The organism is Curtobacterium sp. NPDC089991 (assembly GCF_044748425.1).
In the GTDB taxonomy this organism is placed as follows: Bacteria; Actinomycetota; Actinomycetes; order Actinomycetales; family Microbacteriaceae; genus Curtobacterium.
This window is the reverse complement of sequence record NZ_JBIVGB010000002.1, coordinates 805,257-825,048: the sequence shown is the minus strand read 5'-3', so window position 1 is coordinate 825,048 and position 19,792 is coordinate 805,257. Positions and strand designations below refer to the sequence as shown.

General features: G+C 65.2%; 22 protein-coding genes. 15 read left to right on the top strand and 7 right to left on the bottom strand.

Translation table 11 applies throughout. The features are described 5' to 3' along the window. Window positions 1–168: 168 nt before the first annotated feature. A complete protein-coding gene (locus ACIPV1_RS09175) occupies window positions 169–1,374 on the bottom strand; it encodes an MFS transporter (protein ID WP_123673613.1) in 1,206 nt (401 codons plus the stop codon). Between the two features lie 333 nt (window positions 1,375–1,707). On the opposite strand from ACIPV1_RS09175, the gene nrdH reads away from it, so the two are divergent. From nrdH to ACIPV1_RS09150, 5 genes are all read left to right on the top strand, one after another. Beyond that, window positions 1,708–1,941, top strand: a complete 234-nt coding sequence (nrdH, locus tag ACIPV1_RS09170; protein ID WP_017886897.1) for a glutaredoxin-like protein NrdH — start codon at window positions 1,708–1,710, stop codon at window positions 1,939–1,941. 110 nt (window positions 1,942–2,051) lie between these two features. Then, window positions 2,052–2,468 (top strand): class Ib ribonucleoside-diphosphate reductase assembly flavoprotein NrdI, encoded by a 417-nt coding sequence (nrdI, locus tag ACIPV1_RS09165; protein ID WP_071291227.1) that lies wholly within the window; start codon window positions 2,052–2,054, stop codon window positions 2,466–2,468. A gap of 17 nt (window positions 2,469–2,485) precedes the next feature. After that, entirely contained in the window at window positions 2,486–4,591 is a 2,106-nt protein-coding gene (gene nrdE / locus ACIPV1_RS09160; protein WP_123939379.1) for a class 1b ribonucleoside-diphosphate reductase subunit alpha, read from the top strand. A 94-nt stretch (window positions 4,592–4,685) separates the two neighbouring features. After that, entirely contained in the window at window positions 4,686–5,687 is a 1,002-nt protein-coding gene (gene nrdF, locus ACIPV1_RS09155) for a class 1b ribonucleoside-diphosphate reductase subunit beta (protein ID WP_111086559.1), read from the top strand. A 303-nt stretch (window positions 5,688–5,990) separates the two neighbouring features. Further along, on the top strand, window positions 5,991–7,298 hold the full coding sequence (locus ACIPV1_RS09150; RefSeq protein ID WP_402726224.1) for a reverse gyrase: 1,308 nt from the start codon (window positions 5,991–5,993) through the stop codon (window positions 7,296–7,298). Between the two features lie 306 nt (window positions 7,299–7,604). On the opposite strand, the gene ACIPV1_RS09145 is transcribed toward ACIPV1_RS09150, so the two are convergent. From ACIPV1_RS09145 to ACIPV1_RS09130, 4 genes are all read right to left on the bottom strand, one after another. Further along, entirely contained in the window at window positions 7,605–8,525 is a 921-nt protein-coding gene (locus tag ACIPV1_RS09145) for a hypothetical protein (RefSeq protein WP_402726223.1), read from the bottom strand. A 191-nt stretch (window positions 8,526–8,716) separates the two neighbouring features. Next, window positions 8,717–8,965 carry a hypothetical protein gene (locus tag ACIPV1_RS09140; RefSeq protein ID WP_402726222.1) on the bottom strand — a complete coding sequence of 83 codons (249 nt, stop codon included), beginning with the start codon at window positions 8,963–8,965 and terminating at the stop codon, window positions 8,717–8,719. A gap of 152 nt (window positions 8,966–9,117) precedes the next feature. After that, the gene (locus ACIPV1_RS09135; protein WP_402726221.1) at window positions 9,118–10,287 is read right to left on the bottom strand and encodes a hypothetical protein; all 1,170 of its coding nucleotides are present in this window, start codon (window positions 10,285–10,287) and stop codon (window positions 9,118–9,120) included. A gap of 53 nt (window positions 10,288–10,340) precedes the next feature. Beyond that, window positions 10,341–10,760: a hypothetical protein gene (locus ACIPV1_RS09130; protein WP_402726220.1), complete on the bottom strand. Its 420-nt coding sequence runs from the start codon at window positions 10,758–10,760 to the stop codon at window positions 10,341–10,343. A 182-nt stretch (window positions 10,761–10,942) separates the two neighbouring features. On the opposite strand from ACIPV1_RS09130, the gene ACIPV1_RS09125 reads away from it, so the two are divergent. Both ACIPV1_RS09125 and ACIPV1_RS09120 read left to right on the top strand, forming a co-directional pair. Then, the gene (locus tag ACIPV1_RS09125) at window positions 10,943–11,941 is read left to right on the top strand and encodes a helix-turn-helix domain-containing protein (RefSeq protein WP_402726219.1); all 999 of its coding nucleotides are present in this window, start codon (window positions 10,943–10,945) and stop codon (window positions 11,939–11,941) included. A gap of 56 nt (window positions 11,942–11,997) precedes the next feature. After that, complete coding sequence (locus ACIPV1_RS09120) at window positions 11,998–12,135, top strand: hypothetical protein (protein ID WP_402726218.1); 138 nt, start codon at window positions 11,998–12,000, stop codon at window positions 12,133–12,135. Between the two features lie 61 nt (window positions 12,136–12,196). Here the strand turns inward: ACIPV1_RS09120 and ACIPV1_RS09115 are convergent, their stop codons facing one another. Then, on the bottom strand, window positions 12,197–12,553 hold the full coding sequence (locus ACIPV1_RS09115; RefSeq protein ID WP_402726217.1) for a hypothetical protein: 357 nt from the start codon (window positions 12,551–12,553) through the stop codon (window positions 12,197–12,199). Window positions 12,554–12,746: 193 nt separating this feature from the next. On the opposite strand from ACIPV1_RS09115, the gene ACIPV1_RS09110 reads away from it, so the two are divergent. From ACIPV1_RS09110 to eno, 6 genes are all read left to right on the top strand, one after another. Continuing rightward, window positions 12,747–13,337, top strand: a complete 591-nt coding sequence (locus ACIPV1_RS09110) for a universal stress protein (protein ID WP_228506158.1) — start codon at window positions 12,747–12,749, stop codon at window positions 13,335–13,337. Next, a complete protein-coding gene (locus tag ACIPV1_RS09105) occupies window positions 13,322–14,077 on the top strand; it encodes a 2,3-diphosphoglycerate-dependent phosphoglycerate mutase (RefSeq protein ID WP_171907745.1) in 756 nt (251 codons plus the stop codon). The genes ACIPV1_RS09110 and ACIPV1_RS09105 overlap by 16 nt, the downstream gene beginning before the upstream one ends. Continuing rightward, a complete protein-coding gene (locus ACIPV1_RS09100; protein ID WP_228506157.1) occupies window positions 14,074–14,577 on the top strand; it encodes a CrcB family protein in 504 nt (167 codons plus the stop codon). The genes ACIPV1_RS09105 and ACIPV1_RS09100 overlap by 4 nt, the downstream gene beginning before the upstream one ends. Further along, window positions 14,574–14,945 (top strand): CrcB family protein, encoded by a 372-nt coding sequence (locus ACIPV1_RS09095; protein ID WP_055960823.1) that lies wholly within the window; start codon window positions 14,574–14,576, stop codon window positions 14,943–14,945. Before ACIPV1_RS09100 ends, ACIPV1_RS09095 begins: the two co-directional genes overlap by 4 nt. A gap of 26 nt (window positions 14,946–14,971) precedes the next feature. Further along, window positions 14,972–15,457 (top strand): inorganic diphosphatase, encoded by a 486-nt coding sequence (locus ACIPV1_RS09090; protein ID WP_055960822.1) that lies wholly within the window; start codon window positions 14,972–14,974, stop codon window positions 15,455–15,457. Window positions 15,458–15,602: 145 nt separating this feature from the next. Continuing rightward, window positions 15,603–16,937 (top strand): phosphopyruvate hydratase, encoded by a 1,335-nt coding sequence (gene eno / locus ACIPV1_RS09085; RefSeq protein WP_083413811.1) that lies wholly within the window; start codon window positions 15,603–15,605, stop codon window positions 16,935–16,937. Here the strand turns inward: eno and ACIPV1_RS09080 are convergent. Then, window positions 16,922–17,854 carry a LysR family transcriptional regulator gene (locus tag ACIPV1_RS09080; RefSeq protein WP_208385475.1) on the bottom strand — a complete coding sequence of 311 codons (933 nt, stop codon included), beginning with the start codon at window positions 17,852–17,854 and terminating at the stop codon, window positions 16,922–16,924. The genes eno and ACIPV1_RS09080 overlap by 16 nt on opposite strands. Window positions 17,855–18,019: 165 nt before the next feature. Between ACIPV1_RS09080 and ACIPV1_RS09075 the strand changes: the two genes are divergently transcribed. Next, window positions 18,020–19,084, top strand: a complete 1,065-nt coding sequence (locus ACIPV1_RS09075) for a TDT family transporter (protein WP_240614499.1) — start codon at window positions 18,020–18,022, stop codon at window positions 19,082–19,084. 140 nt (window positions 19,085–19,224) lie between these two features. Further along, on the top strand, window positions 19,225–19,653 hold the full coding sequence (locus ACIPV1_RS09070; RefSeq protein WP_228506156.1) for a uracil-DNA glycosylase: 429 nt from the start codon (window positions 19,225–19,227) through the stop codon (window positions 19,651–19,653). Window positions 19,654–19,792 lie beyond the last annotated feature (139 nt).

Genomic DNA, 19,792 nt, shown 5'->3' with positions numbered 1-19,792 from the left:
GGGCGCGCGCCGGGCCTCCCGGACATCTGTGGAGAACGCGACCCGCCCGCCGGACGCACGTTCCTTCCCATACCGGCCGCGATGGCAAATGCAATCGGGCGTACCTGGTCAGAACTTCCGACCAGGTACGCCCGATTCGACTAGGTACGCCGAAAGCGCCGCCCGCGCTCAGGTCGGCAGGACCACCGGCTCGGTGTCGGGGATGGGGCTGGCGTCACGGCCGCGCAGGTCGGGCAGCCAGCGCTTCGCCCCGAGCGCGACGACGACGCCCACCCCGGCCATGACCGCACCGACCGTGAAGCCGCCCACCGGGCCACTGCTGTCGATCAGGAAGCCGGCGACCGCGGACCCACCGGCGGCGCCGATGAGCTGACCGGTGCCCATCCAGCCGTAGGCCTCGGCGGTGTCGGAGAACTTGACGGTGGCGGAGACCGAGCCGAACATCACCGCGAGTGCCGGCGCGATGCCGATGCCCGCGATCACGAGGGCGATGCAGAGCCACCAGAAGTTCGTGCCGCCCAGGGCGAGCGCGAGACCGACGAAGACGATCGCCATGCGCGTCCACAGGGTGTTGGGGGAGATCGGACGGTGGCCGAAGGCCAGGCCGCCGAACAGGGACCCGACCGCGAAGACGGCCAGGACGATGCCGGCGTTCGGGCTGCCCTCGCCGAAGACGCTGGTGACGCTGGCCTCGACCGCCGCGCACGCGCCGATGAGCAGCAGACCGGTCAGGGTGGCGACGACGACCGACGGCCGCTTCAGCACCACGCCGAACGCGCGCTTCGAGCGGGGGATGCGGACGCGGCCGAGCTCGGGGGAGGCGATGAACCAGATGCCGCCGACGACCAGGAAGACCATGGCGACGACGATCGCCTCGACCGTGCCGACCTGGGTCGCGACGAAGGTGGTGATGACCGGGCCCGCGACCCAGATGAGTTCCTGGGCGCTGGCATCGAGCGAGAACAAGGGGGTGAGCTGCGACGAGGTCACCATCTTGGGGTAGATGGTGCGGACCGCCGGCTGCACGGGCGGGACCGCGAGACCGCCGAGGAACCCGACCACCACGTAGCCCCAGAGCGGCATGAGCACGAAGCCGATGACGCCCATGCTCACGAGCGCGACGATGCTCGTCAGGATGAGGACGGGACGCATGCCCCAGCTGCCCATCCACCGGCTGGTGAGCGGGCCCGCGAGTGCCTGCCCGACACTCGTCGTCGCGAGCACCAGGCCGGCGGCGCCGTAGGAGTGGAAGACGTGCTCGACGTGCAGCAGGTACGCCAGCGAGAGCATCCCGAACGGGAAGCGCGCGGTGAGCTGTGCAGCGATGACACGACCCACGCCGGGGGTCTTCAGGAGGGGGCCGTACGTGCTCACGAGACGAGTGTACGGACCGGACGGATCGGGGTGTCACCCGTCCGGGGGAGGTGTGGAGGAGGTCCTCGTCGACACCGTTCTCAGACACGCCGACGGGAGGTGTCGAGAACTTCCGTCCACAGCTTGTGGAGAGTGTCGGTGGTGGGTGCGAGAGTGGCGGAAAACCGGGCCTCCGGGAATCCACAGTCTGTGGATCGGGTTGTGGAAACTACAGGCGTGTAACACTTTCTCTTGTGGTCGACGGGTCCGCCGGGCACAACATGTAGTAGCGTCGTCCTCAGCACCGCACACGAACTTCGGACCTGGAATCAGGCCCAGAAACCAGGGGAGAACATGGCCGTCACCGTCTACACCAAGCCGTCCTGCGTCCAGTGCACAGCGACGTACCGGGCCCTCGACAACAAGGGCATCGAGTACGAAGTGCACGACGTCTCCACCGATGAGGCAGCCCTCGAGCACGTCAAGAGCCTGGGCTACATGCAGGCCCCCGTCGTCGTCACGGACGACGACCACTGGTCGGGCTTCCGCCCCGACAAGATCGCGACGCTCAGCGCCGAACTGGCGTAGTCGTCTCCCGTCCTGTGGACGGTCACCCCGGACCCGCTCAGGAGGCCCGGATCGCCGCCCACAGGACACACCCGGTCCGTCTGTCCGCACCTTCCATCGAGGAGCGCGCCATGAGCCGATTGGTCTACTTCTCGAGCGTGTCCGGGTACACCGCGCGCTTCGTCGAGAAGCTCGGCCGCGACGCGGACCGGATCCCGCTCTACCCGAGCGAACCCTTCCTCCACGTGGACGAGCCCTACGTCCTGTTCCTGCCCACCTACGGTGGCGGCAACGGCGAGGGTGCGGTCCCCAAGCAGGTCATCAAGTTCCTCAACGACGCGCACAACCGCTCGCTTATCCGCGGTGTGGTCGTCGGCGGCAACACGAACTTCGGCGAGGCCTACGGCCTGGCAGGGGACGTCATCGCGCGGAAGTGCAACGTCCCCCTTCTCTACAGATTCGAACTCTTCGGGACCCCTGACGACGTGTCGGCGGTCAACTCAGGATTGGATGCATTTTGGACGCAGCAGTTGCAGACGTCGATCTGACGTCGCCGCAGACGGGGATGGACTACCACTCCCTCAACGCGATGCTCAACCTCTACGACGCGGACGGCAACATCCAGTTCGACAAGGATCGTGAGGCCGCCAAGCAGTTCTTCCTGCAGCACGTCAACCAGAACACCGTCTTCTTCCACAACCTGAAGGAGCGGCTCGACTACCTGGTCGAGAACGAGTACTACGAAAAAGCCACGATCGACATGTACTCGCTGGACTTCATCCAGCGACTCAACGACCTGGCGTACTCGAAGAAGTTCCGGTTCCAGACGTTCCTCGGCGCGTTCAAGTACTACACGAGCTACACGCTCAAGACGTTCGACGGCAAGCGCTACCTCGAGCGCTTCGAGGACCGCGTCGTCATGACCGCCCTCGGCCTGGCCCAGGGCAACGAGCAGCTCGCCATCGACCTGGTCGAAGAGATCGTCGCCGGCCGGTTCCAGCCCGCGACCCCCACGTTCCTCAACACGGCGAAGGCACAGCGCGGCGAGCTCGTCTCCTGCTTCCTCCTCCGCATCGAGGACAACATGGAGTCGATCTCGCGCGGAATCAACTCCTCGCTGCAGCTCTCGAAGCGCGGCGGCGGCGTGGCCCTGCTCCTCTCCAACATCCGCGAGGCCGGCGCCCCGATCAAGCAGATCGAGAACCAGTCCTCGGGCATCATCCCCGTGATGAAGCTGCTGGAAGACTCCTTCTCCTACGCGAACCAGCTCGGTGCGCGTCAGGGTGCCGGCGCGGTCTACCTCAGCGCCCACCACCCGGACATCATGAAGTTCCTCGACACCAAGCGCGAGAACGCCGACGAGAAGATCCGCATCAAGACGCTGTCCCTCGGCGTCGTCGTGCCGGACATCACGTTCGAGCTCGCGAAGAACAACGAGGACATGTACCTGTTCTCGCCGTACGACGTCGAGAAGGTCTACGGCGTCCCGTTCGGCGACGTCCCGATCTCCGAGAACTACCGCGCGATGGTCGACGACTCGCGCATCAAGAAGACGAAGATCAAGGCGCGTGACTTCTTCACGACCATCGCCGAGATCCAGTTCGAGTCCGGCTACCCGTACATCGTGTTCGAGGACACGGTGAACAAGGCCAACCCGATCAAGGGTCGGATCAACATGTCCAACCTGTGCTCGGAGATCCTGCAGGTCAACACCCCGACGACCTTCAACGAGGACCTGTCCTACAAGGAGATCGGCAAGGACATCTCCTGCAACCTCGGGTCGCTGAACATCGCGCTGACGATGGACTCGCCGGACTTCGGCAAGACCATCGAGACCGCGATCCGTGGCCTGACGTCCGTGTCGCAGATGTCGCACATCGCCTCGGTGCGTTCCGTCGAGGACGGCAACGACAAGTCGCACGCCATCGGCCTCGGCCAGATGAACCTGCACGGTTACCTGGCTCGTGAGCGCGTCTACTACGGCTCCGAAGAGGGCATCGACTTCACGAACATCTACTTCTACACGGTGCTGTTCCACGCCCTGCGCGCCTCGAACAACATCGCCATCGAGACCGGCGAGACCTTCGACGGGTTCCGCGACTCGAAGTACGCGTCGGGTGAGTTCTTCGACAAGTACACCGACCAGGCGTGGACCCCCGCGACCGCTCGTGTCGCCTCGCTGTTCGACAACGCGAACATCACGATCCCGACGCAGGAGGACTGGAAGGCGCTGAAGGCGTCCGTCCAGGAGCACGGCATCTACAACCAGAACCTGCAGGCCGTCCCGCCGACCGGTTCGATCTCGTACATCAACCACTCGACGTCGTCGATCCACCCGATCGCGTCGAAGATCGAGATCCGCAAGGAAGGCAAGCTCGGCCGCGTCTACTACCCGGCGCCGTTCATGACGAACGACAACCTGGACTACTACCAGGACGCGTACGAGATCGGTGCCGAGAAGATCATCGACACGTACGCCGCGGCGACGCAGCACGTGGACCAGGGCCTGTCCCTGACGCTGTTCTTCAAGGACACCGCCACCACGCGTGACATCAACAAGGCGCAGATCTACGCATGGCGCAAGGGCATCAAGACGATCTACTACATCCGTCTGCGCCAGCTCGCCCTCGAGGGCACCGAGGTCGAGGGCTGCGTCAGCTGCATGCTGTAGAGCTGCCGCTCTCTTCCTGGAGGCGCGGGGCGGGCCCCGCCCCGCGCCTCCAGTCCGTCATCAGATCACCATCTCGAATCCGGAAGACAATCCCATGACCCTCACCGACCCGGTCCACGCCACGGGCAAGTCCATCCCGCTGATCAGCTCGGTCAGTGCCATCAACTGGAACCGCATCCAGGACGACAAGGACGTCGAGGTCTGGAACCGGCTGGTCAACAACTTCTGGCTGCCCGAGAAGGTGCCGCTGTCGAACGACGTGCAGTCGTGGAACACGCTGACGCCGGCAGAGCAGCAGCTCACCATGCGGGTCTTCACCGGCCTGACGCTGCTCGACACCATCCAGGGCACCGTCGGCGCGATCAGCCTGATCCCCGACGCGATCACCCCCCACGAAGAAGCCGTCTACACGAACATCGCGTTCATGGAATCGGTCCACGCGAAGAGCTACTCGTCGATCTTCTCGACGCTGGCCTCGACGCCCGAGATCGACGACGCCTTCCGCTGGTCCACCGAGAACGTGAACCTGCAGAAGAAGGCCCAGATCGTCCTCGACTACTACACCGGCGACGACCCCCTGAAGCGCAAGGTCGCCTCGACGCTGCTCGAGTCGTTCCTGTTCTACTCCGGCTTCTACCTGCCGATGTACTGGTCCTCGCGCGCCAAGCTCACCAACACGGCTGACCTGATCCGCCTGATCATCCGTGACGAAGCCGTCCACGGGTACTACATCGGGTACAAGTTCCAGAAGGGCCTCGAAGGCGCTTCCGAAGAGCGCAAGCAGGAGATCAAGGACTACACGTTCAACCTGCTGTTCGAGCTCTACGAGAACGAGGTGCAGTACACGCAGGACCTCTACGACCAGGTCGGGCTGACCGAGGACGTCAAGAAGTTCCTGCACTACAACGCCAACAAGGCGCTGATGAACCTGGGCTACGAGCCGATGTTCCCCAAGGAGACGACGGACGTGAACCCGGCGATCCTGTCGGCGCTGTCGCCCAACGCCGACGAGAACCACGACTTCTTCTCGGGGTCGGGGTCGTCGTACGTCATCGGCAAGGCGGAGAAGACCGAGGACGAGGACTGGGACTTCTAGGTTCCGCTCGACCGGGGAACGCCCCGCTGGCTTCGGCTGGCGGGGCGTTCTTGTGTCCGTATGTCGCCCGTCCACGAAATGGAGCGCGGACGGGCTATGTGAGACATGGCTTGTCGGCACCCTGGAGTGTGCAGCAGTTCGTCCGGTGGGCGACCGGCTGCCGGGACAGTACGAAGTTGCCAGCTCCGTGATCGAACCGGTGGCGCCCGCCCGTCATTGCCAGCAGACTGATCCCATTCGAGAACGCCGTTCTGCGGCGACAACACGATGGACAAATCCGGACCGCGAAACCAGGGGGCACTGTTGCCAAACGAATTGAAACCCGGCACCCGCCGAACCGGCGATCTTATCGACTTCGACCCGGACACCCCGGAGGTGAAGGTGCTCCTCGACTGGTCCGAGGACGGAATCAGCGTCGAGGTGCCGTGGTCCGCACCGGACGACTACTACGCGTCCTGGTTTCTTCGCGACGGCCTGCAGGGGCTTCCGGTCGCCAGCAAACCGATCCCCAGGCGGCTAATGTTCGCCGACTCACACGGAGCGCTCCAGCTGGTGAACTGCTGGCCGCGAGGGTTCCATTCAACATTGGCCTCCGGCACCGGGCGCATGTGGGCACGGTTTGCTGTAATGGGTGTACGCGACGACATCGACTTCCAGCAGATTGACGGCATCCGATCGGAGGTATCTGGCCTAAGAGAATGGCTCGGTGTTAGCAGTGTCTCCGAGGACGTTGACCCGCCGTCGAGAACCATCACAGTCGTTGGTAAGCCAGCGGACGAAATCATCATCTCTTCGGACCTTGTGTTGGTTCCAACGTGGTCCACGGAGCGACCGGACGGCGAGGACTCCATCGTGCTCCGCGACTACGTGGACTGTCAGACCATGTCCACCACACCGGCGGGGTGGGACGACCTAGCGGCGGCGCACCGCGGCATTCGGGACCTGCTCGTGCTCGCGCGATGGCGGGCGGAAACCTGCACTGTGACGATGGTGACCAGGGACGACGACCCGTTGGTCACGCTCGATGGCAAGGAGCACGGCAGGCAGTGGCGGGATGTCGTTGTCGCCAACCGCGAAGAAGCGCCCGCAACAGTCTCCGGGTACCGGCCGTACGTAATGGAGTACGACGAGATCGGCGGAGCTGCGGGAGTTGCGCGATGGCTAAAACTGCGAGAGGAATTCGGCCGAGCACTGGACCCGATCGTCTCAGATCGGTACTTGCAGAAAGTTCCTGCGCTGACGCACCTCGCGCAGGTCGGTCCAGGACTTGAAGCCCTGGGGTACCTCTTGCTCAAAAATCGGGATGGAGTCGGGGCAGAGGCGGCGAAGAACTCCCAGCTTAGGCAACGCTTGGACCGGATCGCAGCGGCCGTTGCCGGAGCGGTGCCGTTCGATGCCGAAACTTGGGCGGAGACGACGACCCGCGCATACAACGGGATCAAGCACGCTAACCGGAAGCTGCCCGATGACCTGGACTTACTCAATCGGTGGCGGGAGTCCGTAACCGTAGTCCGCGCATGGGTCGCCCTCGAGCTTGGCGCCGAGGCGGCGGCCGTTAAGCGGCGCCTCGAACTTGATCCGTCGGCCGGGGCGTTTGTCGCCAGGGTCTGATACCGACTGGACCGACGTCCTTTAGCCGCTCCCCTACCGGTTTACGTGATGCACCCGCGTCGCGCTGCGATGAACGCCGATCACGATAGCCAGAACAGCGCCGACGAAGACAGCGGCTGTCGCAAGGCCCCGAACCTGTTGCGGGGCAGCCCTGAGCTCGCGAAGGGCGGACAGACCGAAGACGAGCGCCGCTGGTGGCAGTACGAAGGCCAGGACAAATGCTGCCACTGCCACCCCTTCAGGAGCTATGTGCGGCCTAGTATCTGCCGCCCAGGGCGTCCATTCTCGTCGGACGGATGCGTGGCGTCAGTCCCCCTCCTGCGGCTGAGGTCTGACAAATGACGCGCCTGGCTTTACCCTGAATTGTGATTCAGGATTCGACATTCTGTCATTCCATGGCGCGAGCAGGTAGCCGATCGAGGTTGAGGTCTCTTCGAAGGCGGCTTGCAAAAAGGAGGTCGCCGGATGCGCATTCCCCGAGGAATCGGTAAAGCTGAGATCCACAACTATATCGACGGAGCCCGAGAGGTCGTTGATATGGTGCGGGGAAGTGTCTTCCCTGGCGAAGAGCCAATTCTCTGATGCGTTGACTTCGTAGGAGATCCTTCGAGGTGTCGGCAGCGAAGCGCCAGCTTCCAGAACCGGCACCAGCATGCTGTCAATGTTCTCCACTGCCGCAACACCAGCGAGGTTCGTTCGATGCTTTGCTTCGTTGTCGAGCGAAGCAAGGATTGCCAATGTATGCGCGGCCGGATTAGCCGCGTTCAGCTGGAACGGTTGCCGCCACAGGATGGCGTCCTTCAGATACTTTGGCAGCCCGAGCAAGCGCCGCTCGTGAGACTTGAACTCTTTACTCGTCAGCGCGAGAGGGTATTGCAACGCGGCTGGTTTGATTGGAAATCGACCTCGCCGAGCGACTTCCTGAAGCGCGATGTTCAGCGCCGTCCGCAGGTGATGAATAGCTTCCGCGAATAAGATAGATGCTTCCTCGAGCGGAGGAGCCTGCTGCACCTCAATACGGAGGTCCCACGACATGGCGTCATCCGCGATCGTCGGATGCCACGTTACCGGGTCGAGTTTTCGCCACGCGTTCATGAGTTCGAACATCTCATGGTGCCGCCGCATCGCCTGGCGAATACGGATCGACGCGGTACGGTGTGCCGCCGCGACCTCTGGGTGCCAGTTAGCCGGATCTGAAGCAGGCGAGATCAAACTGTCTATTGTCATCGAATGCGAATTCCCTTCGAGGCACTGGCAGGCGGCAGGTGAAAGCCAAGTATGCCGTGGTCTCGCGTGATTCTGGTACCCGTCGCGGTGGCGATCGGGGCTGGCGCGCTCATTGCAGCCATTTTCGCGCTGCACACGCGCAACACGTCGGTAGCTGGACTCTCACAACCGAGCTCGTGCAGTTCCTGGCCTCAGTCAGCGTCCCACTGGCCGATGAGCCACCGGACGCCGCTAGTGGGGAGTTCAATGCAAGCATGTTGTCCCGTATCCAGCCTCGCGTGCTCGGCCTTGCGATCGGCGTCGGGGCGCTGGTTGCGGGACTCGTCATAGCTCTCCTGGGCGCCGGCGTTGGTTACGTCGGGCTCGTAGCCGGCGGGCTGGTCATGGCTGCGATGGGACTGCTGGCGGCAATCGTTGGTGCGATCGGTTTCGCCCGACACGGGTCCACCCGAACCGAGCGTGAGTGAACGAAGCGAACATGAGCCACTGATAGGCGTGCCCGATAGTCCATCGGCTACCGCACCACGACTGAGTCCGTTCACACAGCGACATATTGGGGGTCCGGATTAGGCGGCCGTCCTGAGTGGTGTGACTACTCGAGAGCGCGGCGTACCGTTCCAACGATGTCATCTAGCAGGTAATCGGGGTGGACCTCGAGCAGGGTCATCCCGTGCTCAGCGCACAACCAACGCTTCGTAGCGTCGCGCTGCTGCTGCCGCTCGAAAGCCTCCCGTCCACCGAAGAACTCCACCGGGCGTGAGTGTTGGGCGCCCTGGTACTCGATTGCGACGTTTTGCCCGCGGATCACCATGTCGAGGGACTGTGGCGCAAGCCACGATGGCCGTACCTGGTGGTCGATTCGCTCGTCGGGGAACGCAGCACGTAGTTGATGCAGCAGACGTATCTCGGACACCAGGCCCTCGCCGACGCGTGGGAGCCCAGCGGCCTCACGCGCGCGGTTCTCCGATTCGCGGAACAGGGGCCTGCAGAGCGCTCGGATCAAGCCCCCGAAGGCGTACGGATTACTGCGGTTCCAGGTTGCTGGGATGGGACGCTCGTAGACTTCGAAGCCCTCGAACGCGGTCAGACGGTACGGACCGACGGTACGGCCGTGATCGATAAGCTGAACGATCTGGTCGACCGAGTAGTCGGTACCGATCAGGTCGTAAAGGCTTTGCGCTATCGCTTCTGTGGCTTCGTTTGCATGCAGTCGCCTCCAAAACTGTCCGATGATGCTGATGCCGTGCTCGTCGTGGAAGCTATCGAGCGTTCCCTGAAGGTCTTCAAGGGCCGCGTCGAGGTTTTGCCAGCCCGCCTTGGTGATGTTTGAGGATCCCCACCGCATGACCTCCCACGCTTCCGCACGTGGCTGCAGCAGGTCGCTGAGACCGACGAAGGCAACGAGCCGTCGGAAACCGTACGTCAGCTTCAACGCATCGGCCCACTCCTCCCGGAGGTAGTGCATGTCGGCGAGGCACTGTCGTGCTTCGCTTTGGGCCACGGATTTCGGGTATGCGTCGATGATTCGAGCCGCTCCCTCCATCGCCGTCTCGGGTTCAACATCCCACTCAGCCAGCAACTCGTGCAGCATGACGACGGGGTAGCCGAACTGCCCGTCAACGTCGATCGCATCGCCCGCAAGGAACCCTGGCTGGTAGTGCTTCGAAAAGAACGATCGCTGCAAACGGTTCATCTCAGGCAGCTCGTTCGCCGCGACCACCTCGAAGCGGTGGACTCGTCGAGAGGGTGAGTTGTTTGTCACACGATGAGCATGCCAGCGAAGTTGCAACGGCCGGCGTGCCGATGAACGATCGGCTACCGGACTGCTGACAGAGCCCTGATGCGTTTGACCAGACCGGCCGCGTCAGCAGGCATCGCTTCAAAGATCCGGTACAGAGTCTCGGATCGGTCAACAGGACCAACGGCCCAGCACCTCTTGCCCAGGCCGAACGCAATCCCTGCTTCGATGTGCGCCGCTGCGCCAGCCGGAAGCACGAGCACGAACTGCTCAGCCGCTCGAAGCTCGGCGAGGTCTTGCTCGAAAGCCTTCCGCACCCCCGTCGAGTCCAGCGCAGCGTTATCTGCTCCTCCTGGAACTGCCAGTGCTGCCGCGTCCTCGTCGTACCCAGTCCGAACGAAGGAGTAGGACGACACCCCGATGCTGTCCAGCGCTTCAACGACGTTGAGGACCGCTGCTCGATTCCGCCAGCTGCCCGCGACGAAGAACTTGCTCATGATGCGACGCTAGACCACACAGCGCTCCTGCAACGTCCGGTAGCCGACCGGCGATCGAGACGCTGCACGTCCGCGCTCAGAGATTCGTGGACCGACAGCATCGCTCCCGGGTACGCCTCTGAATTCTCGGGCTGGGGCATTGACGCCTGTTGGACACCCTCTCGGTGGGCGAGACTGGCTCGGTGCCTCTCAACATCGACACCTCACGTGCCCTCCGTACTCCTGACCAGTTGGTGGCGCTTGTCCGCAGCGTTCTTGATGCGCGTCCTGAGGATGAAAGTCGAGCGGTGGAATGGAAGTCACACTTTGACGATGTGACCTCGCCCGAAGCATCGTTCGTCATCGCCAGGGCAATCCTGGGCCTAGCAAATCGCCCCGTAAACGTTGCCCGAAGCGCTTTCGATGGCGTGGGGTACGTCCTCGTTGGCGTCGAGCCGGGCAGCCTGCATGGTCAGGGGGTACCCGACAGCGCAGAACTGCATAACGCCATCCGCCGATACGCCGGCAACTCCACGGCGCTGTGGGATCCTCGAAGCATCGAAGTAGATGGGCAGCAGGTCCTCGTGGTCACGGTCGAAGCTCCGCGCTCGGGCGACCGGATTGCGCTTTTGAACAAGAGCTACCAGCCGTCAGGTAGGAAGCCACTCGTCGAAGAGGGAACGATCTTCGTCCGGCAGCCAGGAGCAACCAATCGGGCGACGCGGCTGGATGTGGAGATGCTTCAGGACCGTCTCCTGGAGGGCACCGAAGTGCAGGCTGAAGCTGCACGACGTGCTGAACGGGACCATCGACTCCGTGAACTCGTGGGAGAGGTTGTCGGAGCGGCGACCCGTTGGGCGAACGCCGCTGAGGTCCTGATCATGGCGACCTCAAGCGACAAGTGGACCCAGAAGGATTGGATCGAATGGGTCAACACCGACAGCGGCAAAGCGATGGCCATCGATGCGCAGAACATGGAGGACCGCACGAGAAGCATTCGGTTGCTGACTGATGATCCGGTACTGCTGGCGCCCCTCGCGCAGGCCAAAGAAGTGATGAAGGACGGAGCCGTGTTCGAGGGTCTGCACGCGTCAGGGAGTGATTCAGGCGAGAGTCGAGCACTCGCCTACGATCGACTAAAGGCTCTTCGGGCCTTGTTCTCTCAGCTAGAAGAGGCTGCTGCGGCTTCGCTGTCTCACTAAGAGACCGGCTTACGGGCATCGGATCCAGCCGCGCCTCCGATCGGTAGGCTCGCGCTGTGAACGCCTTCGCTTTCCTGGCCACAAGCGGCGCCAACTCTCAAGATGGCGTTTCAGCGCCGATCTGGTTGATCGTTGCGGCTGTCGCGGCGATCGTCGTCATCGGGGTTGTGGTGTTCGCGCGCCGCAAGCGGTAGCTCGAAGACCCGGTCACCGATCGTTGAGCGGCCTTGAACCCACCGTTCCGCGGGCCCCGCGTCAGCCGCTCGGACCCGGTATCAACGAGCCTGGAGCCGGAACGCCGCTCGCTTCATCGAGGAAGTAGGTGACCTCGACACTCGCCAGCCTGCCGCTGTGACCGAATACAGGCAAGACCTCGATCGCAGGCTCGCTGCTGACCAGAGTAGGGACTTCCTCAGCGGCGGCAGCCGGAACCGGCCCAGTCAACGACACGTTGAAGCTTCCACATCCGCACCCGCAATTCGCAGCAACGAGCATCGTCGCCGCCTGCTGACGGAGAGCGTTCATGCTCTCGCCTTGGGCTACGTCAGCAAGCGCATCGACGATCGCACGTTCGCCTGGCCGAGGCATCCGCAGTGCCTCGATCGATTTCACCACTTGATGATCATGGCAGAGGGGCCCGAGACGCCACCCTCGTTATGGCCGACCGAGGGGACTGTGGGCAGCTTCGCTCCGTGTCGTCGGAATCGCTTCCTTCGGTGTCGGGACGTCGCGGGTGCGCGAGACGGCCCGCGTGACTTGGGGTTCGGGTGCATAATGGTGGTGTCTTCGGACCCGGTAGTGGGGCTTGCCGGACCCAACCTCGACAGTTGTCGACAACAGTCCCTATCTCAGCTGGTCGCGCTTCTGCGCGCCTGAGGTAGGGAGTGTCATGACAGCACCAATCGGTTCCGGACCGGTCGTCGTCGGCGTCCTGCCCGGCCTCGCTCCGGGGGTCATCGAGGTTGCGTCGTCTATCGCGCGGCGCTTCGGTACGACGCTGGTGTGCGTCAGCGTGGATGCATCGCTCTTCGATGCCGGTACGCGCTCGGACGGGTCGGTGATGGTGGAACCGATCGACCCTGACACCGCTGACACGACACCGCAGGGCTTGTCGGACAGTGACAAGGCGGCAGTACGTGCTGCCGCAACGACCTACGGCGTCGACGTCACGTTCGTCCCGGGTGTCGGGGATCCGAGCCGGGCACTGTCGCAGGTGGCCGAAGACCGCGACGCGGCGATGCTGGTCGTCGGGGCCAGGACGGGAGCGGGTCGAATCGCGGAGTTCTTCACGGGGTCGGTCGCGGTACGGCTGACCCATCAGCAGCACCGTTCAGTGCTCGTAGTGCCCGTTGATCCGGTCGGGTTCGATGCCCCACTGCCGTGGGACACCCCGTGACCGGCCAGCTTGTTCTGCTCCGCCACGGACAGAGCACTGCGAACGCTGCCGGTACCTTCACCGGCTTGCGAGACGTCGCGCTGACCGAACAGGGCAGCGCCGAAGCGAATCGGGCTGGGTTGCTACTTCTGCATGCCGGCATCCGACCGGACCTCGTGCTCACGTCGACGCTCGAGCGGGCGCTCCACACGGCGGAGCTCGTCACCGACGTCCTCGGACGTGATGCGCCGATCGAGTCGACGTGGCGGTTGAACGAGCGGAACTACGGCGCCCTCACCGGCATGTCCAAGCAGAATGCGCAAGCGGCGTTGGGGGCGGAGCAGTTCTTCGCTGTTCGTCGGACCCGCACGGGACGGCCACCACGCATGTCGATCCGCGCGTGGCTGGCGCTCCGGCGGACGCCGGCGCTTCGTGGACTGCCGTGGGCGGCACTTCGTCGAACCGAAACACTCTCCGACGTCATCCGCCGGGTCCAACCCGTCCTGTCGCACAGCATCACCCCGGCACTCCGCGACGGGCAGACAGTGCTCGTCGTCGCGCACGGCAACTCACTGCGGGCACTGTGTGCCTGCATGGACGGCCTAACTGACGGTGAGCTCGCGGACCTGAACCTCCCCACGGGCGAACCCCTGATCTACCGGTTCGACGGCGACGGTGGGTTCTGTCCGCGGGGTGGGGAGTACCTGCATCCGGCAGCACGAGCAGCAGCGGCAGCGGTCGCTGCGGAAGGTGGAACATGACCTCCCGAACGGACACGCACCTGCCCGATGGGCAGCTCCCGCCCGACCCAGACATCGACGCCAACGACCCGGAACGTATCGACCGGCCAGTGCATCTGCGGTGGCGGTACCTCGGTGTCGTCGCACTCGGCGGCGCCATCGGTACCGCCGCACGCGACGGACTCAGCACCGCGTTCCCCGCTCAGCAGGAGGTGTCCTGGGCGATCTTCTGGATCAACATCGCCGGCGCGCTCCTACTGGGTGTGCTGCTGGAACACCTCGCGCATCGCGGACCTGACGAGGGTCGCCGCCGGACACTGCGCCTGCTTCTGGGAACCGGTGTCCTCGGCGGGTTCACCACCTACAGCACCCTCGCGACCAGCACCGCGGTGTTGTTCCTCGCTGGCCGCGGGTTGGCCGGCACCGGGTACGCGCTCCTGACGGTCCTCGCCGGCGCGATCGCCACCGGTAGCGGCCTCGCGATCGCGGGTTTGGTCCGACCGAACGGGGCCACATCATGAGCGCCCTGGCCTTCCTCAGCGTCGCGGTCGCTGGCGGTGTCGGCGCGGCCGCACGGTTCTTCGTGGATGGTGCGATCAACCGGGGTCGGCAGTTCCGGCTCCCGGTCGGGACGCTGACGATCAACATCACCGGCTCGTTCCTGCTGGGCTTGATCACCGGCGCCGCCGGTCACCTCGGCGCCACCCCCGTCGCGGTGCTCGGAACAGGGCTCATGGGTGGCTACACCACGTTCAGCACCGCCAGCTTCGAGACCGTCCGCCTCGCACGCACTGGCCGCACCACCGCGGCTGCCGTGAACGGGCTCGGGATGCTCGTCGTCTCCGTCGCCGCAGCCGCCGGGGGCGTCACCCTCGGCACCCTCACTTGACCATCCGACTGGGAGACGAACAGCTCATGCACTTCGACATCACGATCGAGATCCCCCGCGGCAGCGGCAACAAGTACGAGGTCGACCACGCCACCGGACGGATCCGCCTGGACCGGGCGGTGTTCACCAGCATGGTGTTCCCGCAGGACTACGGCTCGATCGACGACACTCTCGGCGATGACGGCGACCCCCTCGACGCGCTCGTGCTGCTGCCCCGGCCCACGTTCCCCGGCGTCGTCATCGACGTCCGCCCGGTCGGGATGCTCCGCATGGTCGACGAGAACGGCGGCGATGACAAGATCCTCACCGTCCCCGCCGGAGACGTCCGCTTCGACCACGTCCAGGACATCTCCGACGTCGCCGAGCCGGTCCTGGCGGAGATCGAGCACTTCTTCGCCCACTACAAGGAGATCGAGCACGGCAAGCACGTCACCACCAACGGGTGGGCGAACCGTGTCGACGCCGAAGCCATCATCCGCGCCGCACAGGAACGGTTCACCCCGCACCCCTGACCGGCACCCGCGCACCCGACACCATCCAGTGCGCGCCCTGAACCGCCGTGGGGAGGCAACTGGCGCCCAGTGATCGCCAGGAGGTCGTCCCTCCGCCTCCCCGCGGCCCACACCCGCACGACCAACCCGAAAGGCGACAACCGCCGTGAACGACTACATCAGCAACGTCCACCACACCACCCACCATCAGGGCGAGTACGTGACCCACACCAGCCGCCCCGTCACCATCAGCAGCCTGCACGGCTCCCGGATCCTCGACTCCCGCGGCTACCCGACGATCCAGGTGCGTCTCGAGCTCGAGGACGGCACCGTCGTCACCGGTGACGCCCCCGCAGGCGCATCCACTGGCGCGCATGAGGCTGTCGAGCTTCGCGACGGCGGCAGCAGCTACGGCGGCCGCGACGTGAGCCAGGCACTGCACCTCATCACGACGGACGTCGCACCGATGATCACCGGCCAGTCGTGGACCTCGATCGGGCAGGCCGACGCCGCCCTCGCTGCCCTCGACGGCACCCCGAACCACCGCCGGCTCGGCGCGAACAGTGTCGTCGCGACCTCGATCGCGATGGCACGCGCTCTCGCCGCCGCAGCGGAGCTGCCGCTCTGGCGTTGGATCGCAGACGTCACCGGCAGCACGCCCCGCCTGCCCGTCCCGCACTTCAACGTGCTCAACGGCGGAGCGCACGCAGCGAACGCGCTCGACTTCCAGGAGTTCATGATCGCCCCGGTGAACGCCGAGACCATGACCGACGCGGTTCGGATCGGATCGGACGTCTACCACGCGCTGGCGGCACTGGTCCGGGAACGGTTCGGCAGTCTCGGTCTCGGGGACGAAGGCGGCTTCGCCCCGTCGATCGCCGCGCCCGAGGAGGCCCTCGACCTCCTCGTCGCCGCGATCAGTACCGCCGGTTACGAGCCCGGCGTGGACACCGTCGCGATCGCACTCGACCCGGCGGCGAACGAGTTCGCGCTCGGTGACGGTAGCTACCGGGTCGTGGACCGCCGGCTCGACCGCGCAGGCATGGTCGACTACTACCGCGACCTCATCAGCCGGTATCCGATCCGGAGCATCGAAGACGGCTTCTCCGAAGATGACCACGGCGGCTGGAAGGCGATGTCGTTCGCGCTCGGCGACATGCTCCAGATCGTCGGCGATGATCTCTACGTCACCGATCCGCAGCGCATCCGCGACGGTGGGAAGGACGGGCTCTCGAACGCGGCGCTCATCAAGCCGAACCAGATCGGCACCGTCTCCCAGACCCTCGACGCGATCGGCGTCGCACGCTCGCTCGGGATGCGGAGCATGGTGTCGCACCGGTCCGGCGAGACCACCGACACGTTCATCGCGGACCTCGTCGTCGGCACCGGAACCGGACAGATCAAGTCCGGCGCACCCGCCCGCGGAGAACGCGTCGCCAAGTACAACCGGCTCACCGAGATCGCGGAGAACAATCCGGAGCTGCCCTACGGGCTGCGCTGACCCCGACCGGTCACCTCGTGGGCGACGCGCAGGAAAGCAGAACCAGCTGGCTGAGGCTCTCCCGACCAGATCGCCCGCAACGGCCGGGCAAGTGGCGGCCCAGCGAGCGGGACCCGCACCAGCGACCCGTCGTTGATGTCGGCGGCGACCGTGCGAAGGCTCATCACCGCCGGTGCAATTCCAGCCTGCGCGTTCGCCCGGATGATGCTCGTGGTCTCCAGCACCGCGGCCGGAACCGACATGCTCAAACCGGCCTCCCTGAGCCATGCGGCGAGGGTCGCGCGAGTTCCGGAACCTTCTTCCCGCAGGAGCAGAGCCGTCGCCGCCAGGACCTCCGCAGTGATCCCGGTCGACCGAGCCCAGGGATGTTCCGGCGCAACGACGACCGCGAGCTCATCGTCCGCGATCACCTGCGCGGACACACCTGCCGCCGTCACCGGGGTCTCCGTGAACCCGAGGTTCGCGCCACCCGACTGCACGAGGTCCGTCACCGCGGCGGAGTTGCCCGCGATCAGGCGCACCCGCACGTCGGGTTCGCGGCGGCGGAATTCGAGCAGCCAGCCCGGCAGCAGCAGCTCCGCGATCGTCTGTGACGCTGCGACGACGAGCGAACCCGTGGGAGTCCGCAGCGCAGCCACTCCTGCTTCGAGGTGGCGAGACGCGTCGAGGACCGGTCCGGCCAGCCCGACGACGAGCCTGCCGGTCTCGGTCAGCACCGACCCCGTGGTCGAGCGGTGCACCAACAAGTGACCGACCATGCGCTCGGCGACCCGGATCCGAGCAGACACTGCCTGTTGCGTGACGCCGAGCGCTCCAGCGGCAGCGGAGAGGGAGCCGGTCTCGGCGACGCGTGCGAGCACGTCGAGTGTGTCGAGGTCGAGGGTTCGGTCCGTGAGTCGCCGTAGTGCCACAATCATTGATTGTGCCCTGCCAAGAGGTTCCGGGTACCGCCAGAGGCAGGATTCGCGCAGGCTTGGCCCATGACAACGCTCCGCACGGACCCTGCACCCGCGAACGGTAGCCAGCTGCCCCAACGGCCGCAGACGGCGTTGTTCCGTGACCTGGAGCGGCCAGGCCTGATCGTGTCGAATCTCACACCGAACTGGTTCGCGTCGATCATGGGCACGGGGATCGTCGCTGTCGCAGCTGCGTCACTGCCGCTGCAGTTCCCCGGGCTGCGCCTCGCGGCGACGGTCGTGTGGGCGATCGCCGCGGTGCTCCTCGTCGCCCTCACGACCGCGACGGTGCTGCACTGGATCCGCTACCGGAGCACTGCAGCCGGGCACCAGCTCAACCCGGTGATCTCGCACTTCTACGGCGCACCACCGATGGCGTTCCTCACCGTCGGCGCCGGGACACTCCTGCTCGGCAAGGACTGGGTCGGCCTGCCCGCCGCCGTCACCATCGACTGGGTCCTGTGGACCATCGGCACCATCGGAGGACTGCTCACGGCAGTGCTCGTGCCGTACCTGGCGTTCACCCGCCACGAGAACAAGCCCGACTCCGCGTTCGGCGGCTGGCTGATGCCGATCGTCCCGCCGATGGTGTCCGCCTCCACCGGTGCGCTCCTGCTGCCGTACGCCCCCGCCGGGCAGGCGCGGGAGACGCTGCTGTGGTCCTGCTACGGCTTCTTCGGCCTCAGCCTCATCACGTCGCTGGTCGTGATCACGCTGATCTGGAACCGTCTCGCGCAGCACAAGGTCGGGGCCGCCGGCATGGTCCCGACTCTGTGGATCGTCCTCGGGCCGGTCGGACAGTCGATCACCGCGGTGAACCTCCTCGCATCGAACGCCCCCACCGTTGTCGATGCGAGTACCGCGCATGCCCTGCTGGTCGTGGCGCTGGTGTACGGGTTCGCGATGCTCGGCTTCGCGCTGCTGTGGACCGTCATCGCCCTCGCGATCACCATCCGCACTGCCCGCGAACACTTGCCGTTCAGCCTGACTTGGTGGTCCTTCACGTTCCCCGTCGGGACCTGCGTCACCGGCCTGAACGGGCTCGCCCTGCACTCAGGCCTGACCGTCGTTGCCGTCCTCGCCGTCATCTACTACGCCGGCCTCGTCGCCGCATGGATCACCGTTGCCCTTCGCACCTTTCACGGATCCGTCATCCGTGGCACCCTGCTGGCACCGCCACAGCCGGCATGAGTACCCCCGAGGAACTCGCTGACGTTCGATCGCTGAACGGTCTCGCGGAGACGTGGCGGACCGCGCCCGACGGCAGCCGACGGTTCGTCCCGAGCTTCGACCCACGATCCGGCGGCAGATTCAGCCGTGTCCTGGTCCTGATGCAGTCGCCTGGCCCCCAGACCATCGCCGCAGCGCACGCAGCGATCTGCAGCGAGGACAACCCGGGCCCGACCGCGGCCGCGTTCCGAGCAGCCCGTATCGAGTCCGGACTCGCACGCGGCGAGTACGTCCGCTGGAACCTTGTCCCATGGGAACTGCCCGACCGCGTGCGACTCGAGGACATCGACGAGGGGCGGCATGCCCTCGCCACACTGCTCGCGGCCCTCCCCGCTCTCACTGCGATCGTCACGTACGGGGCCGTTGCCCTCGACGGCGTCATGCGACACTTCACCCTGGACGAGCACCCCCGACTCCTTCCGGTCATCGCAGCACCACATCCGTCTCCCGCCAACGGCCGCCACCGATCGGAACAACACCTCCGTTCCGTGCAAGCACTCCGGCTCGCCGCGCGAGCGCGGCAGACGTAACAAATACGAACGATTCCGCTACAACTATCCGTACCGGCGCTCAGTCCGGGTGCGAGGCGCCGTGTCTTGTAGCGGAACCCAGTCCCAGAATCTACGTGCCGCCACTACCCCTCCTGGTCGAGTTTCGCTACGTTCTCTT

What these genes read in the sequence shown, in the direction of transcription:
- ACIPV1_RS09095 (WP_055960823.1), top strand. Translation starts at nt 14,574, where the DNA reads ATGAGCGCCCTGGCCTTCCTCAGCGTCGCGGTCGCTGGCGGTGTCGGC.
- nrdE (WP_123939379.1), top strand. Translation starts at nt 2,486, where the DNA reads ATGGACTACCACTCCCTCAACGCGATGCTCAACCTCTACGACGCGGAC.
- ACIPV1_RS09145 (WP_402726223.1), bottom strand. Translation starts at nt 8,525, where the DNA reads ATGACAATAGACAGTTTGATCTCGCCTGCTTCAGATCCGGCTAACTGG.
- ACIPV1_RS09090 (WP_055960822.1), top strand. Translation starts at nt 14,972, where the DNA reads ATGCACTTCGACATCACGATCGAGATCCCCCGCGGCAGCGGCAACAAG.
- nrdI (WP_071291227.1), top strand. Translation starts at nt 2,052, where the DNA reads ATGAGCCGATTGGTCTACTTCTCGAGCGTGTCCGGGTACACCGCGCGC.
- ACIPV1_RS09070 (WP_228506156.1), top strand. Translation starts at nt 19,225, where the DNA reads ATGCAGTCGCCTGGCCCCCAGACCATCGCCGCAGCGCACGCAGCGATC.
- ACIPV1_RS09100 (WP_228506157.1), top strand. Translation starts at nt 14,074, where the DNA reads ATGACCTCCCGAACGGACACGCACCTGCCCGATGGGCAGCTCCCGCCC.
- nrdF (WP_111086559.1), top strand. Translation starts at nt 4,686, where the DNA reads ATGACCCTCACCGACCCGGTCCACGCCACGGGCAAGTCCATCCCGCTG.
- ACIPV1_RS09130 (WP_402726220.1), bottom strand. Translation starts at nt 10,760, where the DNA reads ATGAGCAAGTTCTTCGTCGCGGGCAGCTGGCGGAATCGAGCAGCGGTC.
- ACIPV1_RS09080 (WP_208385475.1), bottom strand. Translation starts at nt 17,854, where the DNA reads ATGATTGTGGCACTACGGCGACTCACGGACCGAACCCTCGACCTCGAC.
- nrdH (WP_017886897.1), top strand. Translation starts at nt 1,708, where the DNA reads ATGGCCGTCACCGTCTACACCAAGCCGTCCTGCGTCCAGTGCACAGCG.